The organism is Altererythrobacter ishigakiensis (assembly GCF_001663155.1).
Lineage (GTDB): Bacteria > Pseudomonadota > Alphaproteobacteria > Sphingomonadales > Sphingomonadaceae > Erythrobacter > Erythrobacter ishigakiensis.
On the sequence record NZ_CP015963.1, the window covers coordinates 1,945,924 to 1,966,071 of the forward strand.

At 56.4% G+C, this 20,148-nt stretch carries 21 protein-coding genes; 7 read left to right on the top strand and 14 right to left on the bottom strand.

The genetic code is table 11. The features are described from left to right. Positions 1 to 27 precede the first annotated feature (27 nt). From A6F69_RS09230 to A6F69_RS09270, 8 genes are all read right to left on the bottom strand, one after another. Positions 28 to 489, bottom strand: a complete 462-nt coding sequence (locus A6F69_RS09230) for a hypothetical protein (protein ID WP_144573623.1) — start codon at positions 487 to 489, stop codon at positions 28 to 30. 104 nt (positions 490 to 593) lie between these two features. Further along, the gene (gene scpA, locus A6F69_RS09235; protein WP_067600261.1) at positions 594 to 2,825 is read right to left on the bottom strand and encodes a methylmalonyl-CoA mutase; all 2,232 of its coding nucleotides are present in this window, start codon (positions 2,823 to 2,825) and stop codon (positions 594 to 596) included. Between the two features lie 49 nt (positions 2,826 to 2,874). Further along, entirely contained in the window at positions 2,875 to 3,660 is a 786-nt protein-coding gene (locus A6F69_RS09240; protein ID WP_067600264.1) for an enoyl-CoA hydratase-related protein, read from the bottom strand. A 19-nt stretch (positions 3,661 to 3,679) separates the two neighbouring features. Further along, positions 3,680 to 4,114, bottom strand: a complete 435-nt coding sequence (gene mce, locus A6F69_RS09245) for a methylmalonyl-CoA epimerase (RefSeq protein WP_067600267.1) — start codon at positions 4,112 to 4,114, stop codon at positions 3,680 to 3,682. Next, positions 4,114 to 4,572 (bottom strand): OsmC family protein, encoded by a 459-nt coding sequence (locus tag A6F69_RS09250; protein WP_067600270.1) that lies wholly within the window; start codon positions 4,570 to 4,572, stop codon positions 4,114 to 4,116. The genes mce and A6F69_RS09250 overlap by 1 nt, the downstream gene beginning before the upstream one ends. A 463-nt stretch (positions 4,573 to 5,035) precedes the next feature. Further along, positions 5,036 to 6,568 (bottom strand): acyl-CoA carboxylase subunit beta, encoded by a 1,533-nt coding sequence (locus A6F69_RS09260; RefSeq protein WP_067600276.1) that lies wholly within the window; start codon positions 6,566 to 6,568, stop codon positions 5,036 to 5,038. Between the two features lie 70 nt (positions 6,569 to 6,638). Next, entirely contained in the window at positions 6,639 to 7,361 is a 723-nt protein-coding gene (locus A6F69_RS09265; RefSeq protein WP_067600279.1) for an SDR family oxidoreductase, read from the bottom strand. A gap of 3 nt (positions 7,362 to 7,364) precedes the next feature. Further along, entirely contained in the window at positions 7,365 to 8,384 is a 1,020-nt protein-coding gene (locus tag A6F69_RS09270; RefSeq protein ID WP_067602875.1) for an NAD-dependent epimerase/dehydratase family protein, read from the bottom strand. Between the two features lie 69 nt (positions 8,385 to 8,453). On the opposite strand from A6F69_RS09270, the gene A6F69_RS09275 reads away from it, so the two are divergent. Further along, the gene (locus A6F69_RS09275; protein ID WP_067600282.1) at positions 8,454 to 9,557 is read left to right on the top strand and encodes an NAD(P)/FAD-dependent oxidoreductase; all 1,104 of its coding nucleotides are present in this window, start codon (positions 8,454 to 8,456) and stop codon (positions 9,555 to 9,557) included. A 4-nt stretch (positions 9,558 to 9,561) separates the two neighbouring features. On the opposite strand, the gene gor is transcribed toward A6F69_RS09275, so the two are convergent. Both gor and A6F69_RS09285 read right to left on the bottom strand, forming a co-directional pair. After that, the gene (gor, locus tag A6F69_RS09280) at positions 9,562 to 10,908 is read right to left on the bottom strand and encodes a glutathione-disulfide reductase (protein ID WP_067600285.1); all 1,347 of its coding nucleotides are present in this window, start codon (positions 10,906 to 10,908) and stop codon (positions 9,562 to 9,564) included. A 79-nt stretch (positions 10,909 to 10,987) separates the two neighbouring features. Then, on the bottom strand, positions 10,988 to 12,376 hold the full coding sequence (locus A6F69_RS09285; protein WP_067600288.1) for a DEAD/DEAH box helicase: 1,389 nt from the start codon (positions 12,374 to 12,376) through the stop codon (positions 10,988 to 10,990). Between the two features lie 362 nt (positions 12,377 to 12,738). Here A6F69_RS09285 and A6F69_RS09290 point away from each other — a divergent pair, with 362 nt between their 5' ends. Both A6F69_RS09290 and A6F69_RS09295 read left to right on the top strand, forming a co-directional pair. Further along, the gene (locus A6F69_RS09290; RefSeq protein ID WP_157092824.1) at positions 12,739 to 13,185 is read left to right on the top strand and encodes a hypothetical protein; all 447 of its coding nucleotides are present in this window, start codon (positions 12,739 to 12,741) and stop codon (positions 13,183 to 13,185) included. A 20-nt stretch (positions 13,186 to 13,205) separates the two neighbouring features. Next, the gene (locus A6F69_RS09295; protein WP_067600294.1) at positions 13,206 to 13,415 is read left to right on the top strand and encodes a helix-turn-helix transcriptional regulator; all 210 of its coding nucleotides are present in this window, start codon (positions 13,206 to 13,208) and stop codon (positions 13,413 to 13,415) included. Between the two features lie 11 nt (positions 13,416 to 13,426). On the opposite strand, the gene A6F69_RS09300 is transcribed toward A6F69_RS09295, so the two are convergent. Both A6F69_RS09300 and pgi read right to left on the bottom strand, forming a co-directional pair. Further along, positions 13,427 to 13,900, bottom strand: a complete 474-nt coding sequence (locus A6F69_RS09300; RefSeq protein WP_067600296.1) for a TspO/MBR family protein — start codon at positions 13,898 to 13,900, stop codon at positions 13,427 to 13,429. A gap of 23 nt (positions 13,901 to 13,923) precedes the next feature. Beyond that, the gene (gene pgi / locus A6F69_RS09305; RefSeq protein WP_067600300.1) at positions 13,924 to 15,468 is read right to left on the bottom strand and encodes a glucose-6-phosphate isomerase; all 1,545 of its coding nucleotides are present in this window, start codon (positions 15,466 to 15,468) and stop codon (positions 13,924 to 13,926) included. Between the two features lie 48 nt (positions 15,469 to 15,516). Here pgi and lepB point away from each other — a divergent pair, with 48 nt between their 5' ends. From lepB to A6F69_RS09325, 4 genes are read left to right on the top strand one after another with little or no spacing between them, the layout of a single operon-like run. Next, positions 15,517 to 16,347 carry a signal peptidase I gene (gene lepB / locus A6F69_RS09310; RefSeq protein ID WP_067600303.1) on the top strand — a complete coding sequence of 277 codons (831 nt, stop codon included), beginning with the start codon at positions 15,517 to 15,519 and terminating at the stop codon, positions 16,345 to 16,347. After that, a complete protein-coding gene (gene rnc / locus A6F69_RS09315) occupies positions 16,344 to 17,015 on the top strand; it encodes a ribonuclease III (protein ID WP_083984753.1) in 672 nt (223 codons plus the stop codon). Before lepB ends, rnc begins: the two co-directional genes overlap by 4 nt. Beyond that, positions 17,012 to 17,917, top strand: coding sequence for a GTPase Era (era, locus tag A6F69_RS09320; protein WP_067600308.1), 906 nt, complete (start codon positions 17,012 to 17,014; stop codon positions 17,915 to 17,917). The genes rnc and era overlap by 4 nt, the downstream gene beginning before the upstream one ends. Before the next feature lie 26 nt (positions 17,918 to 17,943). After that, positions 17,944 to 19,197, top strand: coding sequence for an MgtC/SapB family protein (locus A6F69_RS09325; protein ID WP_067600311.1), 1,254 nt, complete (start codon positions 17,944 to 17,946; stop codon positions 19,195 to 19,197). A gap of 11 nt (positions 19,198 to 19,208) precedes the next feature. Here the strand turns inward: A6F69_RS09325 and A6F69_RS09330 are convergent, their stop codons facing one another. Beyond that, entirely contained in the window at positions 19,209 to 19,727 is a 519-nt protein-coding gene (locus A6F69_RS09330; protein ID WP_342669852.1) for a response regulator, read from the bottom strand. 59 nt (positions 19,728 to 19,786) lie between these two features. Then, a complete protein-coding gene (locus A6F69_RS09335) occupies positions 19,787 to 20,071 on the bottom strand; it encodes a hypothetical protein (protein ID WP_245638225.1) in 285 nt (94 codons plus the stop codon). Positions 20,072 to 20,148: the final 77 nt, after the last annotated feature.

The following is a 20,148-nucleotide window of genomic DNA, read 5'->3' on the forward strand; positions in this document are numbered from 1 at the left end:
AGCGAATTTCAGCTAGTTGGTTTTGAATCAGCCTTCTTCGTCTTCATCAGGGTGAATATGGCCAATGTGGTTTTCCTCGGCCGCCACAAACGACTGAAACTCAGCAAAAATCTTACGGGCTTCGTCTTCGCCGCCAACCATTTCATTGAAGGCGGCATCCCACTTGTCCCCTTCAGGCGTGCTGCGCCAACCCATTTGTTGGATCCCGTGCTGCATCTTGAAGAACACGGCCATGTCCCAAGCGCCTGTATTCATATGCATGATGATCGGACTGTCGACACCGGCCGCCTTGTCGGCGGCGTCGAACATGTCAATGATTTCACCAATCCTCTCGCCGTTTCCTGGGTGGAATTTGATCAAGTTGACCCGATACCAGGTCTGATCCCGCATTTCCGGTTTTGCTTCGGCATGGTCGTCAGCAATCACAGGCGCAGCCCCCATCGTGGCCGCCAATCCAAATGCTGCTGATGTGAGAAGTAATTTACGCATAGGTCGTTAGTCCCCCCTCATGGGAAAAGCGACCCGATGCGGCGCAGACTAACGATTAATGTTGCAACTTATTGTATGTAGGCGACATTTCTTGGAGAGGGGAATTACTCGGCAGCTTCATCCAGAGGCGGCATATTATGGCCCAGCAAGGTCAGAATATCCGCTGCGCATTCCACAACATTTGAGCCCGGACCATAGATCCCCTGAACCCCCTTTTCGCGCAGGAAATCATAGTCTTGGGGCGGAATCACCCCGCCGGCGGTTACTTTGATATCCGGCCGTCCCGCGTCGCGTAACAGCTGGATCAGTTCAGGGATAAGTGTCTTGTGCCCCGCTGCAAGCGAACTGGCGCCCACCACATCCACGTCTTTCTGTAAGGCCAAAGCCGCAGTTTCTCTCGGCGTCTGGAAGAGTGGGCCTGAGACGACCTCAAAGCCCATATCCGCAAAAGCACTGGCAATCACGTTTGCACCGCGGTCATGCCCGTCCTGCCCCATCTTGGCGACCAGAATGCGCGGCTTTCGCCCCAATCGGTGTTCGACGGCTGCTACACCTGCCGTGACCTGCTGATAGCGCGCGTCAGCTGAATAGGCGGACGAATACACGCCCTTCACTGGTGTCGGCCGAGTGTTGTAGCGCCCGAAGGCGGCCTCCATAGCGGCAGAAATTTCACCCAGCGTTGCGTCATTCCGTGCTGCTTCAACAGCTCGCGCCAGTAGGTTCACATCGCCTTCGCCCTCCATTTGCTGAAGCACTGAAGGTGGCAAAGGAATGCCGTTTTCGTCGCGTCCGGTGCGAAGCGCCTCGTTGCTAATCGTAGGGTCCGCTTCAGTTGCTTTAGTCAGCGCCTGCAATGCCGCCTGACACGCCTCTTCATCACGTTCGGCGCGTACACGCTCAATTCGCTCGATCTGCCCTTGGCGAACCTTGTGGTTGTCAATGTCGAGGGTTTCGATCGGGTCTTCCTTGTCCTTGCGGAACTTGTTGACCCCGACGATCACAGTGTCGCCCTTGTCGATGGCAGTCTGTTTCTCAGCCGCGGCTTGCTCAATCGCGGCTTTGGGCGCGCCAGTATCGACATAGGCTGTCATTCCGCCCGCCTCATCCACTTCAGCAATCAGCTTTTCCGCTTCCTCGACAAGTTTCGCTGTCAGCGCTTCGATGTAATAGCTGCCTCCCAGTGGATCGACGACATTGGTTATGCCGCTTTCTTCCTGAAGCACCAACTGAGTGTTCCGTGCAATGCGCGCGCTAAAATCGGTCGGCAATGCAATCGCTTCATCGAGCGCATTGGTGTGAAGCGACTGTGTGCCGCCCAGCGTCGCGGCCATCGCCTCGATAGTGGTTCGGATAACGTTGTTGTATGGATCCTGTTCTTGCAACGAGACGCCTGATGTCTGGCAATGCGTGCGCAGCATCTTGCTGCGATCGTTTTTCGCACCCAGCCCGTCCATCACGCGGTACCACAATGTGCGCGCCGCGCGGAGCTTCGCAATTTCCATGAAGAAGTTCATGCCGATACCGAAAAAGAACGAGAGGCGACCAGCAAACGCATCGATATCAAGCCCGGCGGCCATTGCGCGCGTCACGTACTCCTTGCCGTCAGCAATCGTGAAAGCAAGCTCTTGCACCGCCGTCGCACCGGCTTCATGCATGTGATAGCCTGATATCGAAATACTGTTGAATTTCGGCATGTTGGCTGATGTATATGCGATGATATCTGAAACGATCCGCATGCTCGGCTCAGGCGGATAGATATAGGTGTTTCGGACCATGAACTCTTTCAGGATATCGTTCTGGATGGTACCCGAAAGCTTGTCTGCGCTGACACCCTGCCGCTCACCGGCGACAATGAAGAAGGCCATTACCGGGATAACGGCACCATTCATGGTCATAGAGACCGACATCTCATCGAGAGGGATTTGATCAAACAGGATTTCCATGTCGCGCACAGTGTCGATCGCGACTCCCGCTTTGCCAACATCACCCACAACGCGCGGGTGATCCGAGTCGTATCCCCGGTGCGTTGCAAGATCGAATGCAACCGACAGGCCTTTCTGCCCGGCGGCTAAGTTACGACGGTAGAACGCGTTAGATTCCTCAGCCGTAGAAAAGCCCGCATACTGCCGGATAGTCCACGGACGCCCGGCATACATGCTGGCCTTCACCCCGCGAGTGAAAGGCGCAAATCCAGGAAGTCCCGGGTCGGGAGAGTCTGCCTCAGTATAAAGCGGCTTGATGTCGAAGCCTTCAGGCGTCGACCAAGTCAGGTCACGCCCCTTCACTTCCTTCTCAGCCAAGGCCTCCCAATCGGATACAGTCGGTTTCTCGGTCATGCCGCGCCTCTAATCACACAAATGGATGAAGTGGAAGTGGCGGCTTCCGTCACTTCCCTTTGAATTCGGCCTTACGCTTCTGAAGAAAAGCCATTATCCCTTCGCGGGAGTCATCGCTGTCTCCGGCACGCCATTGGCCCACCGCCTCTTGGTGCAGAGCGGCCGAATAATCGGTCTGAAGCGCCTTGATCAGGTTTTCGCGCATCTGGCCCAGCGCCACGGTCGGCCCATTTGCCAGCCGCGTGGCCAATGCCATGGCTTCACCTGCCAGCGCATCATCGTCGACCGCCTTGTAGATCATGCCCCAGCCTTCCGCCTTCTCAGCCGGAATTTTCTCGCCAAGCATCATCATCTCGGTCGCGCGCGCCTTGCCGATCAGGCGAGGCAGCATCCAGCTTGCCCCGCCATCCGGAACCAAGCCGATGTTGACGAATGCCTGAAGGAAATATGCGCTTTTCCCCGCAATGGCGAAATCACCTGCCAGGGCAATTGAACAGCCCACGCCTGCTGCGGGGCCGTTGACAGCTGTGACGATCGGCGCATCGCAGCGCGCCATTTCCATCATCAGCGGGTTATAGTGTTTGGACAGCGCATCATAACTGCCCCGCCCACCTGAAGTGGTGCGATCACGCGGGCCGCCTGACAGATCAGCACCAGAGCAGAAGGCCCGGCCTTCCCCGGTAATAAGGAAGCAGCGCGCATCACGTGTCGAGGCCAGTGCTTCACGGATTTCGTCCGCCATATCGGGCGCGCATGCATTCAGCTTTTCAGGCTGGTTGAGGATGATCTTGGTAACGGGGCCATCCTGCTCGACCCGGATTTTCTCATAAGACATCTGTGCGCGTCTCCAGTTCTCAGTGATCTTTCGGCGTTTCCATAATCTCCGTAAGCATGCCCTGCATATCCTTGGGATGGACGAAAAAGATAGGCGTGCCGTGCGCACCGATGCGCGTGGGGCCGAGAATACGCTTGCCGAGGTTCTCGAACTCCTCGCGTGCCGTAGCGATATCGGGCACTTCGAAGCACACGTGATGCTGCCCGCCCAAAGGATTATTCTCGAGAAAGTTTTTTATCGGCGAGCTGTCATCAAAGGGCTCGATCAGCTCAATCTGCGTGCCATTCATGCCCGAATCGGTAGGCGTATTGACGAAGCAGACCTTCACGCCTTGCTCCGGCAAGTCGAACGGTTCCTCGATATCGGTCGCACCCATTGTGTCACGATAATGTGCAATTGAGGCTTCGATCGAAGGCGTCGCAACGCCGATATGATTGAGACGTCCCAGTTTCATTATTCTACCACCACTTCTGTCTTGACCGAGTTGGCGATGAAGCACGCATCGTGAGATTTGTGATGCAACGCATCAACCTCTTCTGCTGTAGGATGCCTCTCGCCAGAGAATGCGATATTGGGCTTCAAGGTAACTCTAGTCATCGCCATCTGGCCACTCTCGTTTTTCTCCATAAGCCCCGAGGCCTCGTCAACGTAGCTGTCGACACAGAAGCCGCGCTGAGCCGCGAACGAGAGGAAGAACAACATGTGGCAGCTGGACAGAGCGGCAACGAACGCCTCTTCCGGATCAACGCCGGCGTCATCTGAATAGGGCAATGGCACAATATGCGGAGAGGATGATGCCGGAACGACCGCGCCGCCATCGAATTCCCATTCGTGTTGGCGGCTGTATTTGTTGTCTGTGAAATTTTCGGATTCAGATCGGTGCCAAGACACCGTCGAGGTGTAAATTGCCATGCGTGCGAGTCCCTTTTGTGTTTTTTAAGGCTCGCTGCTTGTCATTATTGTCCCGCTCAATCCAGCACTAAGGTGAGGCTCGGCGTTAAGGTTACGGGTCAGGCGTGAGGGGACTATGCGAGACCCAGCTACATCTATATTGGCCCAAAGAAATATATCCATGCCGCATTTCCTATAAAGAACGCGATCACGAAAAGACGGCCGTCCTGAAGAAGCTTGAATCTCTTTGATCCGCGATGAACAGTCTCTGGGTTCCAGTAGTATCTGTCGCGGCCGAGAGTGTTTCCTTCCAGATCATCCAAGAGCCAGAAAATCGAATAAATCACCGCTAGAATTAGGAAGAAACCTATCTGGAGTTCTGCCTGCAAATTTCCCTCCTCATTTCGAGGAGAGACGGTATTCCTGTATTGTTATCAATTCCTTGCCCCTGCTGGCCTGAAATGCGACCGACCGTCGCCATTCTTCACAGCGGGATATTATCGTGTTTCTTCCAAGGGTTTTCGAGAGCCTTGTTGCGCAGCTTTCTAAGCCCCTGCGCGATGCGCTTGCGGGTTGAGTGCGGGTAGATCACTTCGTCGATATATCCGCGTTGCGCTGCCACAAATGGGTTGGCAAACCGGTCTTCATATTCCTTGGTTTTCTCCGCGATCTTGTCTGGATCGTCGCGGTCTTGGCGGAAGATGATCTCGACCGCGCCCTTGGCGCCCATCACCGCGATTTCCGCTGTGGGCCACGCGTAATTCAGATCGCCGCGCAGGTGCTTTGACGCCATCACGTCATAGGCGCCGCCGTAAGCCTTGCGAGTGATAATGGTGATCTTGGGCACCGTCGCCTCAGCATAGGCGAACAGCAGCTTAGCCCCGTGCTTGATGATCCCGTTATGCTCTTGCGCGGTGCCAGGAAGGAAGCCGGGCACGTCGACAAAGGTCAGAATCGGGATTTCGAAGGCATCACAAAAACGCACAAAGCGTGCAGCTTTCTTCGATGAATTGATGTCGAGCACGCCCGCCAGAACCATCGGCTGGTTCGCGACCACCCCCACGGTTCGTCCTTCGACCCGACCAAAGCCGCAGATGATGTTGGCCGCATGCGCTGGCTGAACCTCAAAGAAGTCGCCTTCGTCCAGCACCTTACGAATGACTTCGTGCATATCATAAGGTTGGTTGGGATTGTCGGGAATCAGCGTGTCGAGCGACGTCTCTTCGCGATCGAACGGATCGCTGGTCGGCCGCTCTGGAACCTCCTCGCGGTTTGAAAGCGGCAGGTAGTCGAAGAAGTTTCTCGTCGCCATCAGCGCTTCGATGTCGTTCTCGAAAGCGATATCTGCGACCGAAGTCTTGGTCGTGTGCGTTACTGCCCCGCCCAATTCTTCCTGTGTCACGACTTCATTGGTGACGGTTTTGACCACGTCCGGGCCCGTCACGAACATGTAGCTGCTGTCTTTCACCATGAAGATGAAGTCCGTCATCGCCGGTGAATAGACTGCACCGCCCGCGCACGGCCCCATGATCAGGCTGATCTGCGGCACTACGCCACTCGCCAGCACATTGCGCTGGAACACATCAGCATATCCGCCGAGTGACGCCACGCCTTCCTGAATGCGTGCCCCCCCGCTGTCGTTCAGGCCGATCACAGGCGCGCCGTATTTCATGGCACTTTCCATGACCTTGCAGATTTTCTCGGCATGGCGTTTTGACAGACTGCCGCCAAAAACCGTGAAGTCCTGACTGAACACATAGACCAGCCGCCCGTTGATTGTGCCGGAGCCGGTGACCACGCCATCGCCCGGGATCTTCTGATCCTGCATGCCGAAATCCACGCAATCATGCTCGACATAGGCATCTAGCTCTTCAAACGAGCCTTCATCCAGCAAGACGTCCAGCCGTTCGCGTGCGGTCAGCTTGCCCTTGGCATGCTGCGCATCAATGCGCTTTTGTCCCCCGCCCAGCTTGGCAGCTGCACGGCGGCGTTCCATTTCAGCGATATTTGCGGACATCAGTCCCCCTGAATTTGGTTTCCAGTCAATGCAATGCGCCTAGCGAGGCTTTGCGCCAAGCGCAAACTGGTCAAAAACGCAGTATAATGCTTCGCGCGAGCGCTGGAGAGATAGATTCTGCAAGCTTGAGCAGCTTCGTCATGCCAATGTTCGCTTCCGCGCGATTGGTCTCAATTGCATCAAGAATTTGCGCCGCGCATTCGGCCGCGGGCATCTTCGACATCGGATTGTCCGCATTCATCTGCGTGTCTACGACGGGCGGGAGCGCTTCTATCACGTGGATATTTGTGTCCTTCAACTGTTCGCGCAGCGTCAGCGAATAGGCACGCAGGCCAGACTTGGTCGCACAATAGACCGGCTGACGAGCGGCGGGCGCGATAGCGAGACCGCTGGTGACGTTGACTATGGATGCCTCAGGCTGGCGGCCCAGCATCGGGACAAGCGCGGTTATCAGCCGGATCGGGGCGCTGAGATTTGCATAAATGCAATCATCGGTCGCGTTGGGATCAGGCAGCTCCTTGCGAAAATCATGATCAACCAGCTGGCCAGCATTGTTGATCAGGACGTCAAATTCGCGCTCGCCAATATCCGCAATCAGCGCATCGACACCTTTCGCGTTAGACAGGTCGGCTTCGATCACTTCGAAGCCCTCTTCCTGCATCTCTGCCAACCGCTCTTTGTTGCGGCCGGTAAGCGTGACCCGCGCGCCCTTCTCTTTCAGCAGATGCGCCAACTCGCGCCCAATGCCCGCGCTACCTCCGGTCAGCAGTACCGCCTTGTCTTTCAAATCCATCGCTCAGACTTTCACAATTCCATGATCCACAAGGCTCCGAAGCGTATCCTCAAGCGATTGCTCTGGATCGATAAACTTGAAGCCCAATACTTCTTCAGTGTGAGTACCGGAAACTTCCCGGACGTTGCCCAATTCGCTCTTCACTTGTTTCATTGTTGGCACGAACATTGCCAACAGCTTGACCACCCAATCGGGCATCTTGCGGGTCGGCACTTTAGCGGCGAATTCAGGAGCGCGAGTACGGATCGCGTCGCCCATTTCGGTCATCCACATGAATCGCGTCGCAGTCGGGAAACGTTCCCCGCGCACCTTATCAGCGGGTGCCTCGATCGCCCGCACATGCGCTTCCGCAACGTCGCGCACATCGCAGACGGAAATGCCCATGTTGGGGATCGCCGGAATGGAGCCATCGCACATCTGCTTCACCATCTCGATGCTGGTCGAAAGATCATCGTTCACGACCGGACCAAAGACAGCGACCGGGTTGACCGAGCAAAAGACCATTTCAGGCGCGTTTTCTGCCACCCAGTCACGCGCGGCACGTTCTGCCACTGTTTTGGACTCGATGTAGGGCGGTACGCCCGCTTCGATATTGGTCCAATCGGTGTGATCGAAATTGTTCTTATGACGCTGTCCGTAAGCGATGGCTGCCGCTGAGCTCGTCTGCACGAAGCGCTCGACACCGGCGTCCTTCGCAAATCTCAGCGCACGCAGAGTTCCTTCGCGGGCCGGAATAACCAACTCGTCCTTGTTCTTCGGCACAGCGAGCGGGAATGGTGAAGCTACGTGCGCCACTGCATTGCAACCTTCGTTGGCCTTTGCCCAGCCTTCATCGCTCATCAGATCAGCTTGAAAGATCTTCAGCCGATCACCTGCGTCCGGCCAGCGTTCACGCAAGCGGGGTTCGCTCTTCGCAGTGTTCCTGACGGTCGTATGAACCGAGTAACCCTTCGCCAAGAGCTGATCGATTACTTCGCCGCCGATATAGCCTGTGCCGCCTGTTACAAGTACGGTGCCTGTCATTGCCAATCTCCCTCGGCACGAAGGATATGTCTCTGGGATTCAAATGACAACGCAGATAAACTCTCAAAGATGAAACAGATCGACTGCCTTGTGATCGGCGCGGGTATCGCCGGACTATCCGCGGCGGCACGGATCGCCGAGCATAACAGCGTAATCGTTTGTGAAACGGAAGAAGCAATTGGCATGCACGCCTCAGGCCGTAGCGCGGCCTTTGCTCACTTCGACATGGACTCGCCAATTGTTCGTGCACTCACGGCGGTAAGCATGCCTTTGCTGCAAGAGCCCGGTGCAAGACCGCATCCAGCCCTCTTCGTGGCACTGGAGGGACAGCTGGAGAAACTCGACCAGCTTTACCAGAACTATCGACAATGGGTCCCCGGGATCAAACGGCTTGGGCCTGTTCAAACCAGCGAGCTGGTTCCGGCTATGAAGCAGGAGGCTATCGCCGCTGCACTGCTTGATCCCGATGGGCGCAAACTGGACGCCCACGCGATGCTCGAGGGGCACCGCAAGGCTCTGCGTATCTCGGGCAGCGAACTGACCGTTAATGCACGTGTCACAGCGATACGTCGCAATTCTGAACGCTGGATCGTGGATACACCCGGCCAAAGCTACTCTGCCAAGATGATAGTCAACGCCGCAGGTGCGTGGGCAGACCATGTCGCAAAACTGGCAGGGGTTGACCCCATCGGCATTCAGCCGCTGCGACGCACTGTCATTACGTTCGATGCGCCTGACGGTATCGATGTTTCACCCTGGCCCTTCACCAAGACTGTCGGCCCCGGTTTCTACATTGAGCCAGAAGGCCGCGGTCGATTACTCGCATGCCCAATGGATGAACACCCGAGCAAACCTTGTGATGCTCAGCCCGAGGAGGAGGACGTTGCGTTGGCCGCCTGGCGCGTAGAAGAAGCCACCACACTCAAAATCCGGCGCATCGCCAGCAAATGGGCCGGTCTGCGCAGCTTTGCACCTGACCGTGAACCGGTTGTCGGTTTCGATCCGGAAGCAAAAGGATTCTTCTGGCTGGCAGGCCAAGGCGGATTTGGCCTGCAAACCTCGCCTGCAATGGCGCTTGCAGCAAATGCGCTTGTGAGCAAACTGGATTGGCCGATGGAGCTGCATTCCTCTGGGATCAGACCCGAGCACCTTTCACCGACCCGATTGCGTTGATCGCCTATTTCAGCAGCACTAATTCTTCAGCCATCGTGGGGTGAATCGCAACCGTAGCGTCAAAATCAGCTTTGGTCAGCCCTGCCTTCACAGCAACGGCCGCGGCCTGCATGATCTCTGCCGCTTCGGGGCCGATCATGTGGATACCAACGACTTTGTCGTTCGCTGCATCGACGACCATCTTGTAAAGACTGCGCTCGCTTCGTCCGGCAATGACATTTTTCATTGGCCTGAAGTCCGATTGATAGACTTTCACACTGCCCAGCTTGTTGCGCGCTTCGCCTTCCGTCATGCCGACTGCTGCGATCGGTGGATGGCTGAATACCGCGCTGGCGACGCACGAATGATCAACGGTCGTCGGCTTTTCGCCAAAAACGGTGTCAGCAAAGGCGTGACCTTCACGGATCGCTACCGGAGTTAGCTGTACACGATCCGTTACATCTCCCACTGCATAGATGTAATCGACATTGGTACGCGAATACTCGTCGACCTTGATCTCTCCACGATCGCCCAGTTCCACGCCGACTGTTTCAAGCCCAAGTCCCTCTACATTGGGCACGCGCCCCGTCGCGAACATCACCACATCGACGTCCAGATCGTCAGAACCTTCAAGTTCGACATGCAGCGATCCGTCTTCATTCTTTGTGATGGACTTGAACGTTGTGTTGAAGTGGAACTGGATCCCCTTCATCAGGCTGATCTGGATAAGTCGATCTCGCAGTGCTTCGTCATATCCGCGCAGAATCTGGTCCGAACGGTTCACGATGCAAACCTTGCTGCCGAATTCGTTGAATATCCCGGCAAATTCATTGGCGATGTAGCCGCCACCAGCAATCAGAATGCGCTTCGGCACCTCGTCCAAATGGAATGCTTCGTTAGAGGTAATTGCCAGATCGCTGCCCGGAAACTCCGGCACATGAGGCCGAGCACCAACAGCGATCAGGATGTGCTTGGCTGTAACGACCTTCCCGCTCGCCAATGTGATCTCGTGCGGGCCTGTTATCTCAGCGCGTTCGGTGATGACCTCAACGCCGTGGTTGTCGAGTGTTTCGGTGTAGAGACCGTTCAAGCGAGTCACATCGTCCTGAACGATATCGCGCAGCCGCTTCCAGTCAAAGCTTTTGCCTTCAATGTCCCAGCCGAAACGCTTGGCGTCTTCCAGATCTTCGGCAAAATGCGCGCCGTAGACGAGCATCTTCTTCGGCACGCATCCACGAATGACGCAGGTTCCACCGACGCGGTATTCCTCGGCCACGGCAACCTTGGCGCCGTATCCCGCTGCTCTGCGGCTCGCTCGCACACCACCTGAACCAGCGCCAATCGTGAATAGGTCATAGTCGTAATCAGCCATGCGTGCATTCCTTCAAGTGAGAGCGGCTTATGGCAACCGAATGTGGGAATGCCAACCACCCCGCCCAATCACATACGAATTAGCGTGAAGTGCGCCTTTGGTTACGATTCCGATTTCTGCCGCCGCCCGGTTTGCCGCCGGGCTTTCCGCGAAAACCGCCCGGCCGATTGGGCTTACCCTTGCGCGATGGATGCTTTTGCTTCGGCTTCTTTTGCTGATCTCCATCGCCTTGGGGAAGCGCACCACCTTTGGGTTTGGGCTTCACGCGAGTGCGTTGGCCGGGCGCAGCACGCTTGGTTGGGCCAACGCCTTCGACCACTGCGCGGAAGTTCTCCGGCAATGGCAAGCGCTCGAATTCCGCGTCAGTCCTCTTGCGAATATCCTTCAGGTAATCGCGCTCATCCTCAGCGCAGAATGCAATCGCGATCCCGTCCTTCCCCGCGCGGGCGGTGCGTCCAATCCGGTGGACATATTGCTCGGGGACATTGGGCAACTCGTAATTGATGACGTGACTAACGCCGGGGATATCGATCCCGCGCGCTGCAACATCGGTAGCAATCAGAATGGGTGTCTTCGCGCGCTTGAATTCGTCCAGCGCACGCTGGCGCTGAGGCTGGCTCTTGTTGCCGTGAATAGCATTCGATTCGATGCCGCATTGGCGCAGCTTCTTCACTACGCGGTCCGCGCCGTGTTTGGTGCGGGTAAAGATCAGAACGCGCTCGAATTTGCCCGGAACCGGGTGACGTCCTTGCAGCATCATTTCAAGCAAGGTCTGCTTCTCATCCTGCTGTACCATGAAAAGATACTGGTCGATCCGCTCAGCCGTTGTCGCAGCAGGCGTGACCGAGACTTGCACAGGATTGTTGCAGTACTGGCCGACCAGTTCCTTGATTGCCTTGGGCATGGTTGCGCTGAAAAACAGCGTCTGCCGCTCGGCCGGCGCGAGCTGGTGAATGCGGCGCAGCGCATGGATAAAGCCGAGGTCCAGCATCTGGTCTGCTTCGTCGAGCACCAGAACCTCAACACCGGATAGATTGAACGCCTTTTGATCGATCAAGTCCAGCAAACGGCCGGGAGTTGCGACCAAGATGTCGCAGCCACGATGCAGCTTATTACGGTCCTTGTTGACCGATGTGCCGCCGACTATGCTTTGCACCTTGAGGCCCGCCATCGCGCCGTAATCCTTGGCGCTTTGAGCGATCTGTCCCGCCAACTCTCGCGTCGGCGCAAGTACTAGCATGCGGCAGCTCTTGAACGGGATACGGTTGTCCGCCTCGCGCAGGCGATCAATGCTCGGCAACATGAAGGCGGCAGTCTTGCCGGTGCCGGTTTGCGCGATACCTAAAAGGTCTCGCCCTTCCAGCACCGGCGGGATGGCCTGTTCCTGGATCGGTGTCGGCGTGTCATAGCCCTTCATATCGAGGGCCTGGAGAACGGGCTGCGAAAGCCCGAGTTGATCAAATTTCATATGTGTAACTCGCAATATTTGCGTTCGCGCGCAGCCACAGCGGGCGCGCACGTTCGCGGGTGACTGGGCACCCATGAAAGTACTACTTTCATGGGACCCTCCTAACGACCCGCGTGAAAAGGGAAGTCCTTGGGGGATAACCGAGGCGCGGCCGTAGCGGATGTTTTCAATAGTTCCGCTGCTTCACGCTGGCTCTGGCGCCTCGCTGGATACGCATGTGGGCTTGCCACATCCGAATGTCAAAGGAATTCGCTGCAGTGCAGCACATGAATGCAAATTTCACTATGCAAAAAATAGGGCTTGCTTATCTTTTAGACAAGTTTACTTGTCATAGCGGGGCAGGTAAATTGTGGAATGAAAATATGTTGACCAAACTCATGGTCTCTAAGCCGGCGAAGGACATCGCGCTTGTCGCCTCACTTCTCGCCTTTGGGGCAGTACTGATCAATCGCCCTGATCTGCCGCCCATCGTAACTGCCGGTATCCTGATCATCCTGACCGCTTTGATCACGGTAATCGGTGTTCGGCGGGAGAATACAAATTTGGACGAGGTCGAACTCGCGGCTGTCAACTTCGGTTCGCGCTGGAGCATAACCGTCGTGATCGTCTTCATGCTATTGCTTTGCTTCTTCGGCCCTGTCCATAACGGCATCGACGCCATTTTCGGGCCAGTGGCAGGGGCAAGGAATGAGAACGGGCCGATGTCTGGGGTCGTTCTGATATTCATCAGCGGATTACTCTCGGGCTTGGTCTTGCTTCTGGCATCAAAGTCCATGCTCACGCGGCTGTGGCTTTGGAACAAACGTTAAGCGCAGCGCGAGCTATTGCTATGAAAAACACCATCCGCGTACTGAGAGCCGAGAGGCGCTTAAGCCAGGCCGAACTGGCAGAGCTGGTCGGCGTATCCCGAAACTCCATCAATGCAGTCGAGAACGGAAAGTTTGATCCCTCCCTCCCCCTAGCTTTCCGTATCGCGCATGTCTTCGGACGCACGGTCGAGGATATCTTCGACCAAAGCGAAGAAATCGAAGGTATGTAAAAAGGTGCAGTTCAGCGGCCGAAGGGCTTGTTGAGCTGCACAATCTTCCAATTGAGGCACGCGGCGAAGCTGACCCATGCAAGGTATGGCGCGATCAGCCAGCTTGCAGTTGCGGAATAATCTCGCAGGCATATCGCTAGCGCGAGAACACTGACCCAAAGGAACGGCACTTCCACGAGAGCCCAGTCGGGGCGTTTGGCTGAGAAAAACAGCGGCGACCATGCAAAGTGAAAAAGGCCGTTGATCACATAGAGCGCGATCAGGAACGTAGTCTCGCCCAACGCCGCCGCTGCATCCCAGCTCAACCAGAACGCGTAAGCTGCAAGACCCAGGATCACTGTCCACGCGGGGCCGAACAACCAATCGGGCGGCTGCCAAGTCGGCTTCTTGAGCTCATAGTACCACGCATCGATTGTGGTAAGCAGTCCTCCTCCGCCTGCGAGGATGATGGCCCATAGAACAGCGAAGATGATTGGGAAGGTCATAGACTATGCCTACGCGCAACCGTTCAATCCGCCAACCCTGCCTTCTTGAGCAGCAATTTCGTGCTCGCATCGAATTCGCCACCGCCGGTTTCGATGTCCTTCGCCATTTTTTTGCCCAGCTCAACGCCAAATTGGTCAAACGGGTTAATCTGCATCAGCACAGCATTGGCGAATGTACGGTGCTCGTGAAATGCGATGAGCGCGCCCAATGTCGCCGCGTCGAGATCGTCGCACAACATGGTTGCGCTGGGGCGATCACCCGGGAATGCGCGCGCAGAGTCTTTCCCGTCAGCTGCCATATTGCCCCCCGCCATCAGTGCTGCACCTTGCGCAAAGCAATTGGTCAGCAGGATCGCGTGATGCGCGGGATCGAGCGCGTCGCCGGGCGCAATGCTGGCAATAAAGTCCACCGGCACCAGATGTGTGCCCTGGTGCAACAGCTGGAAAACAGCGTGCTGTGCATCGGTTCCGACCCCGCCCCATGTAATCGGCGCAGTTGGCCCGTCTACGGGCGAGCCATCAGCCTTCACGCGCTTGCCATTGCTCTCCATCTCCAATTGCTGAAGATAATCAGGCAGCAGGCTCAAACGCTCGTCATAAGCGAAGCACGCGCGCGTCTGGCAGCCACGCAGCCGTGTATAGTACTGGTCGGCAAAGGCGGCACGCAGGCACAGATTGTTCGCGCCGTCGGTTTCGCGAAAGTGCACGTCGACTGCTTGCGCGCCGGCCAGCATCGCAGTGAAATCTTCCATTCCCACCGCCAGCGCGACCGGAAAGCCGATTGATGACCACAGCGAATAACGTCCGCCCACACTTTCAGGGAATGGCAGCACGCGTGTTTCGTCAACGCCCCACTCAACGGCCTTTTCAGGCGATGCGGTTAGCGCGACCACGCGGCCCGAGGGGTCTGAAACGCCATTATCGCTGAGCCATTTAAGGGCAGAGGCTGCATTGGTCATTGTCTCGATTGTGGTGAAGGTTTTGGATGCGACAGCGATCATGGTCGTCGCTGGGTCACACGCCTCAAACGCTGCCTCCAACGCTACGCCGTCAATATTTGAAACGACATGCACGTCGACCAAGCTAAGGTCTCGCGTAAGTGCATCCACCGCTAATGCCGGGCCTAAGGCGCTGCCCCCGATCCCGATGTGGATTAGGTGATTAACTTCTCCAAAAACGCCCTGATGGATCGCTTCGACCAACATCCCCATACGAGCAAGCAGCGCCTCGCCCTCCTCAACATCCGCATCATCACCTACACCGCGCATCGCACTGTGCGTAGCTGCGCGGCCCTCGGTCACATTTACCACTTCGCCGCCAAGCAGCCTTGCACGGGCCTCAGCAAAGTCGCAGGCTTCGGCCAATGCCTCAAACCGGGTGATCAGATCGTCGTCCAGATGCGTTTTCGACCAATCGAACAGAATGCCCGAATTACCCTCTTCCACGCCCCATTCGATCCGCCCAGACAAGGCTTTTACGCGGTCACCCTCTCGCGCGAAGAGCTCCGCAAGAGATCGCTGCGGCAACGAATTCAAAGCTTCCCAAGTGTTTGAGATGGGGTCGGACATCACGAAAACCTTTCACAACTTGTGCCTTCGCGATTAGGGACGTGAACAATGGATGGGAAGACCATAGATACGAATGCACCCGTACAGGATGCGGAAGGCGACGGCGAAAGCTGGAGCAGCTTCCTACTGTTCGTGCTCAAGCTTGCTTTGATCGTATTGATCTTCCGCAGCTTCGTTTTTTCCCCGTTCTCGATTCCCTCACAAAGCATGCAACCACGGCTCTGGAACGGCGACTATCTGCTTGCTGCGAAATGGCCATACGGCATCTCCAAATATTCGTTGCCGTTCGAAGCGCCGCTGATTTCAGGGCGCATCTTTGCAAGCGGACCTGAACGTGGGGACGTGGTGATTTTCAAACATCCGATCGACGGTACAGACTACATCAAGCGAGTGATCGGATTACCTGGAGACACGGTTACGATGCGTGGCGGCAAGGTCGTTTTGAATGGCCGCGAACTCTCGCAAGTCCGCTTGGACGATGTGATCATACCGGTCTCGCCAAATTCAGGGTGTTCGCGACCGAATGCGCTCGAGATCGGCCCTGACGGACATGAGGTGTGTCGCTATACCCGTTTCCGCGAGACATTGCCTTCGGGCAAGAGTTACGACGTGATTGATCTGGAAGACAGCTTCGTAGACGATACCATGCCACGTATCGTGCCAGAGGGTCGTATCTTTGTTCTCGGCGACAATCGTGATTCCTCTTATGATAGCCGCTTTCCTGCAGCGCCGGAGAAGGGTGTTGGGCTTGTGCCGCAAGAAAAGCTTGTCGGCCGTGCCAGTTTTATCATGTGGTCAACCGATGGACGCGCTGAATGGATCAAGCCCTGGACCTGGTTCTCCGCAGCCCGTTGGAACCGGATCGGAGACGGGCTATGAGCGGTTTGGGGTCCGAAACACGCGATTGGCTGGCATCTCTGGGCATAGAGCCGGTAACTGACGCCCGCTGGTTGGAAGCGCTAACCCATGGAAGCATGGGAGACGGCGCCGACTACGAACGGTTGGAATTTCTTGGCGACCGTGTGCTTGGTCTGGCGATCGCTGAGTGGCTGTTTGAGGAAAGCGCCTCTGCCGAAGGTCGCCTCTCGCAACGCCTAAACGCTCTCGTCAGTCGCCAGACTTGCGCGCGCGTCGCGAAACAGATCGAACTTGGTGACCGTATCTTGATGGGCAAGCAGGCACGCGACGATGGCGCTCGTGAAAGCACCAATATCCTTGGCGATGTGATGGAATCGTTGATTGGAGCACACTTCCTCGACCACGGTTTTCCGGCAACACGTGATCTGGTTAGAAGGTTGTGGGAGGGACAATTCAAAGGCGGTGCAGGCAAGGCGAAACACCCGAAGAGCGCACTGCAGGAATGGGCCGCGGGCAACCGCCGCAAACCGCCAGAGTATGTACTCGTGAGCCGCGAAGGACCTGACCACGCTGCACGCTTCACTGTCCGTGTCAGCGTCAAGAACGTCGGTGAAGCAGAGGCCACCGCTAACAGTAAGCAAGAGGCAGAACGGCGCGCCGCCGCCACCTTTATGGAGCAGTTTGCATGAATGAGAACAGCAGCCAGCATTGCGGTGTTGTTGCCGTGATCGGTGCACCAAATGCCGGCAAGAGCACACTGGTGAATCAACTGGTGGGGCAAAAGGTAGCCATTACCAGCCCCAAGGCGCAGACCACCCGAGCGCGCATGCTTGGCATTGCTTTGCAGGATGACGTGCAGATCATCCTGGTGGATACGCCGGGCATCTTTGCGCCTCGCCGCAAGCTGGACCGCGCAATGGTGACCGCAGCTTGGGAAGGTGCAGAAGCAGCAGACGCAGTTCTCTTGTTGGTTGATCCCATAAAGCAGCGACGGCATGAACTCGAACCATTGATCGAAGCGCTTGAGAAGCGCCCTGAACGCAAAATTCTCGTCATCAACAAGGTAGATGCAGCGAAGAAAGAGGAGCTGCTGGTTCTCGCTCAGGAATTGTCTGGGCGGATCAAATTTTCCGAGGTGTTCTTCGTGTCAGCGCTAACCGGCGATGGCGTACCGGAGATGGAAACGGCGTTGGCGAAATTGATGCCTGAAGGGCCCTGGCACTATCCCGAGGATCAAGTCTCGGACGCAAGCGAACGCTTACTGGCTGCCGAAGTGACACGAGAGCAATTGTACCGCCAGTTGCATGAAGAACTGCCTTACGACTCCGCCGTGAGACCAGAGAGCTACCAGACCCGGCCAGACGGCAGCGTCGAGATTCATCAACAGATCGTGGTCGGTCGCGAGAGCCAACGTCCAATAGTGCTCGGCAAAGGCGGTTCGCGCATCAAGGCGATCGGCGAAGCCGCGCGCAAGGAGTTGAGCGAAATACTGGGTGTGAAAGTCCACCTGTTCCTGCATGTGAAAGTCAGCGAGAAATGGGACGAGGACAAGGAAATCTTCGAAGAGATCGGGCTTGATTGGGTGCGATAAACACAAACTTGTGAGATAGTCGAGCGATGCCCTCCACCGAACTTCTCCTGCAGCTTGTTTCCGCACTGGCGGTGGGCCTACTGATCGGGGTCGAACGCGGTTGGCAGCTGCGGGGCGCGCAGGAGGGTATGCGGGTTGCTGGCGTGCGGACTTTCAGCCTGCTGGGTTTTGTTGCAGGTCTTGCTGGCTTTCTCGGAGCCTCCGGCAACCAGCTGACAGCCAGCGCGATCGTGATCGGCGCCGCTTTTGTCACTGGTCTTGGCTATTGGCAGACCATGAAGACAGAGGGTTTGGTCGATGCCACTTCCCCAGTAGCAGCGATCGTCACGCTCGCGCTTGGTTTTCTAGGCGGTAGTGGTGAACCCGCGCTTGCGGTTGCCGGGGGGGCGGTTGTCACTCTGATCCTCGCGTTGAGAGCAGAGCTGCACAGCTTGATCGGCGCGCTGGATGAAGAGGATGTCAAGGCATTCGCAAGGTATGCTGTGATTGCGCTGGCAGTTTTTCCATTCCTGCCCGAGGGGCGCTTCGGACCTTATGAGGCTTGGGAACCGCAGACCTTGTGGTTCGTGGTGGTGATCGTCACAGGTTTTTCTTTCATCGGCTATGTCGCTAACCGCATTTTTGGCGCAAAACGCGGCACTATTGCGACCGCGATCATCGGAGGAGCTTACAGCTCAACTGCAGTCACTCAAAGCTTCTCTCAACGGCTAGGTTCGGGTCAGGGAGGCGGAGCGGAGAACGCAGGTATCGCACTGGCCACGGCGGTCATGTACTTGCGCGTGATTGTGCTTGTGGGGCTGATTGCGACACCTTTGCTCCCTGCATTTGTCAAAGTCGTTCTACCCGCTCTACTGGTCGGTTTTGGCGTCAGCTATTGGCTCTATCAGAAGTCAGAACACAGCAGCGGCCCAGCGCCTCCGGGTAATCCGATCGCTATTCTGCCTGCGATAACGTTTGTCGCCTTCGTCGCCGTTGCAGCAGTTGCCGCCCGATGGGCACAAGATAGCTTTGGTGAGCAAGGCATCGCGATATTGCTGTTCCTAATGGGCAGCATGGATGTCGATGCGTCGATTGTGACGGCTGGGGGATTAGAGCCCGGAACCATCGCAAACGAGCTCGCAGCATTGGCGATAGCAGGAACGATCCTTACCAACATGGGGGTCAAATTGGGCGTAACAATCGTTTATGGAAGATCAGCTGCGCGGCAAGCAGCCATTGCCCTTGGCACAAGCATGATTGCACTTACAGTCAGTCTAATCTTCGGATATATCGCGCTTTAACAAAAGCGAGATCAACCCCGCTCTACTCCCAACTTTTCAAGCTTCGCTGAAAGTGCCGCTTCGTCAAACGGCTTCACGATGTAATCATCAGCCCCCGCACCAATGCCCACATGGATGTCGGTCGCTTCGCCCTTGGAAGTACAAAATACTACTGTAGGTGCTCGCGACACAGGAAGTTTGCGAAGCTCACTCACGAACTCAGGCCCACTCATGACTGGCATCTGCCAATCGGTCAGCACCAGATCTGGCATCGCTTGCTTGCAACGAGCAAGTGCCTCAGCGCCGTCCTCGGCTTCTAAAACGCGGTACCCGAGGCTGTGCGCGATTTTAGCAGCAACCTTTCGGATCACACGACTGTCATCCACGATCAGGCAGGTTCGATCACGAGCAGCGCGAGTTTCGTTGACATCGCGCATCGCCTTTGCGGCGCGTACAATAGCATCAGTATCAACTTCGGCCTCTGATGCCGGTTCAGCGCGCGCTGCTGAAGCATCTGCATCGTTGTGGGCATCGGCCAGCTTTTCAGCCAATGTCTTCCCTTCAAACTGGGAGCCCTGATTGCCTTTGTTGGGGCCAGTTGCTCGTTTGATCAGATTTTGAATGGCGCGAACTCCCGATTGGCATCATACGCACTTTTGACTCGAGATCCCTTGTCCGGTTCAGACATTTCGCCTTGAGTCATGCAAACATGCAAATAGGGTATCCAGACGTCGCCATATTCGGCTTTTTGATACCACACGTCGAGCACATCGTAGCTCGCCCACATGCCGTCAGGTTCGCGCAGGCGCAGTCCTTCTCCAATGCGCGGCACAGCAGCAAATCGCAGCCGCGACTGCGTTTGATGCGTTTCATTCTGGACTTCGATTTCGATCACGCGTGCAAACCCTCACTGAGGACTCAGCTCTAGCGTGAATTCCTTGATGATTTACGAACGCGAATGAGTGAATATTT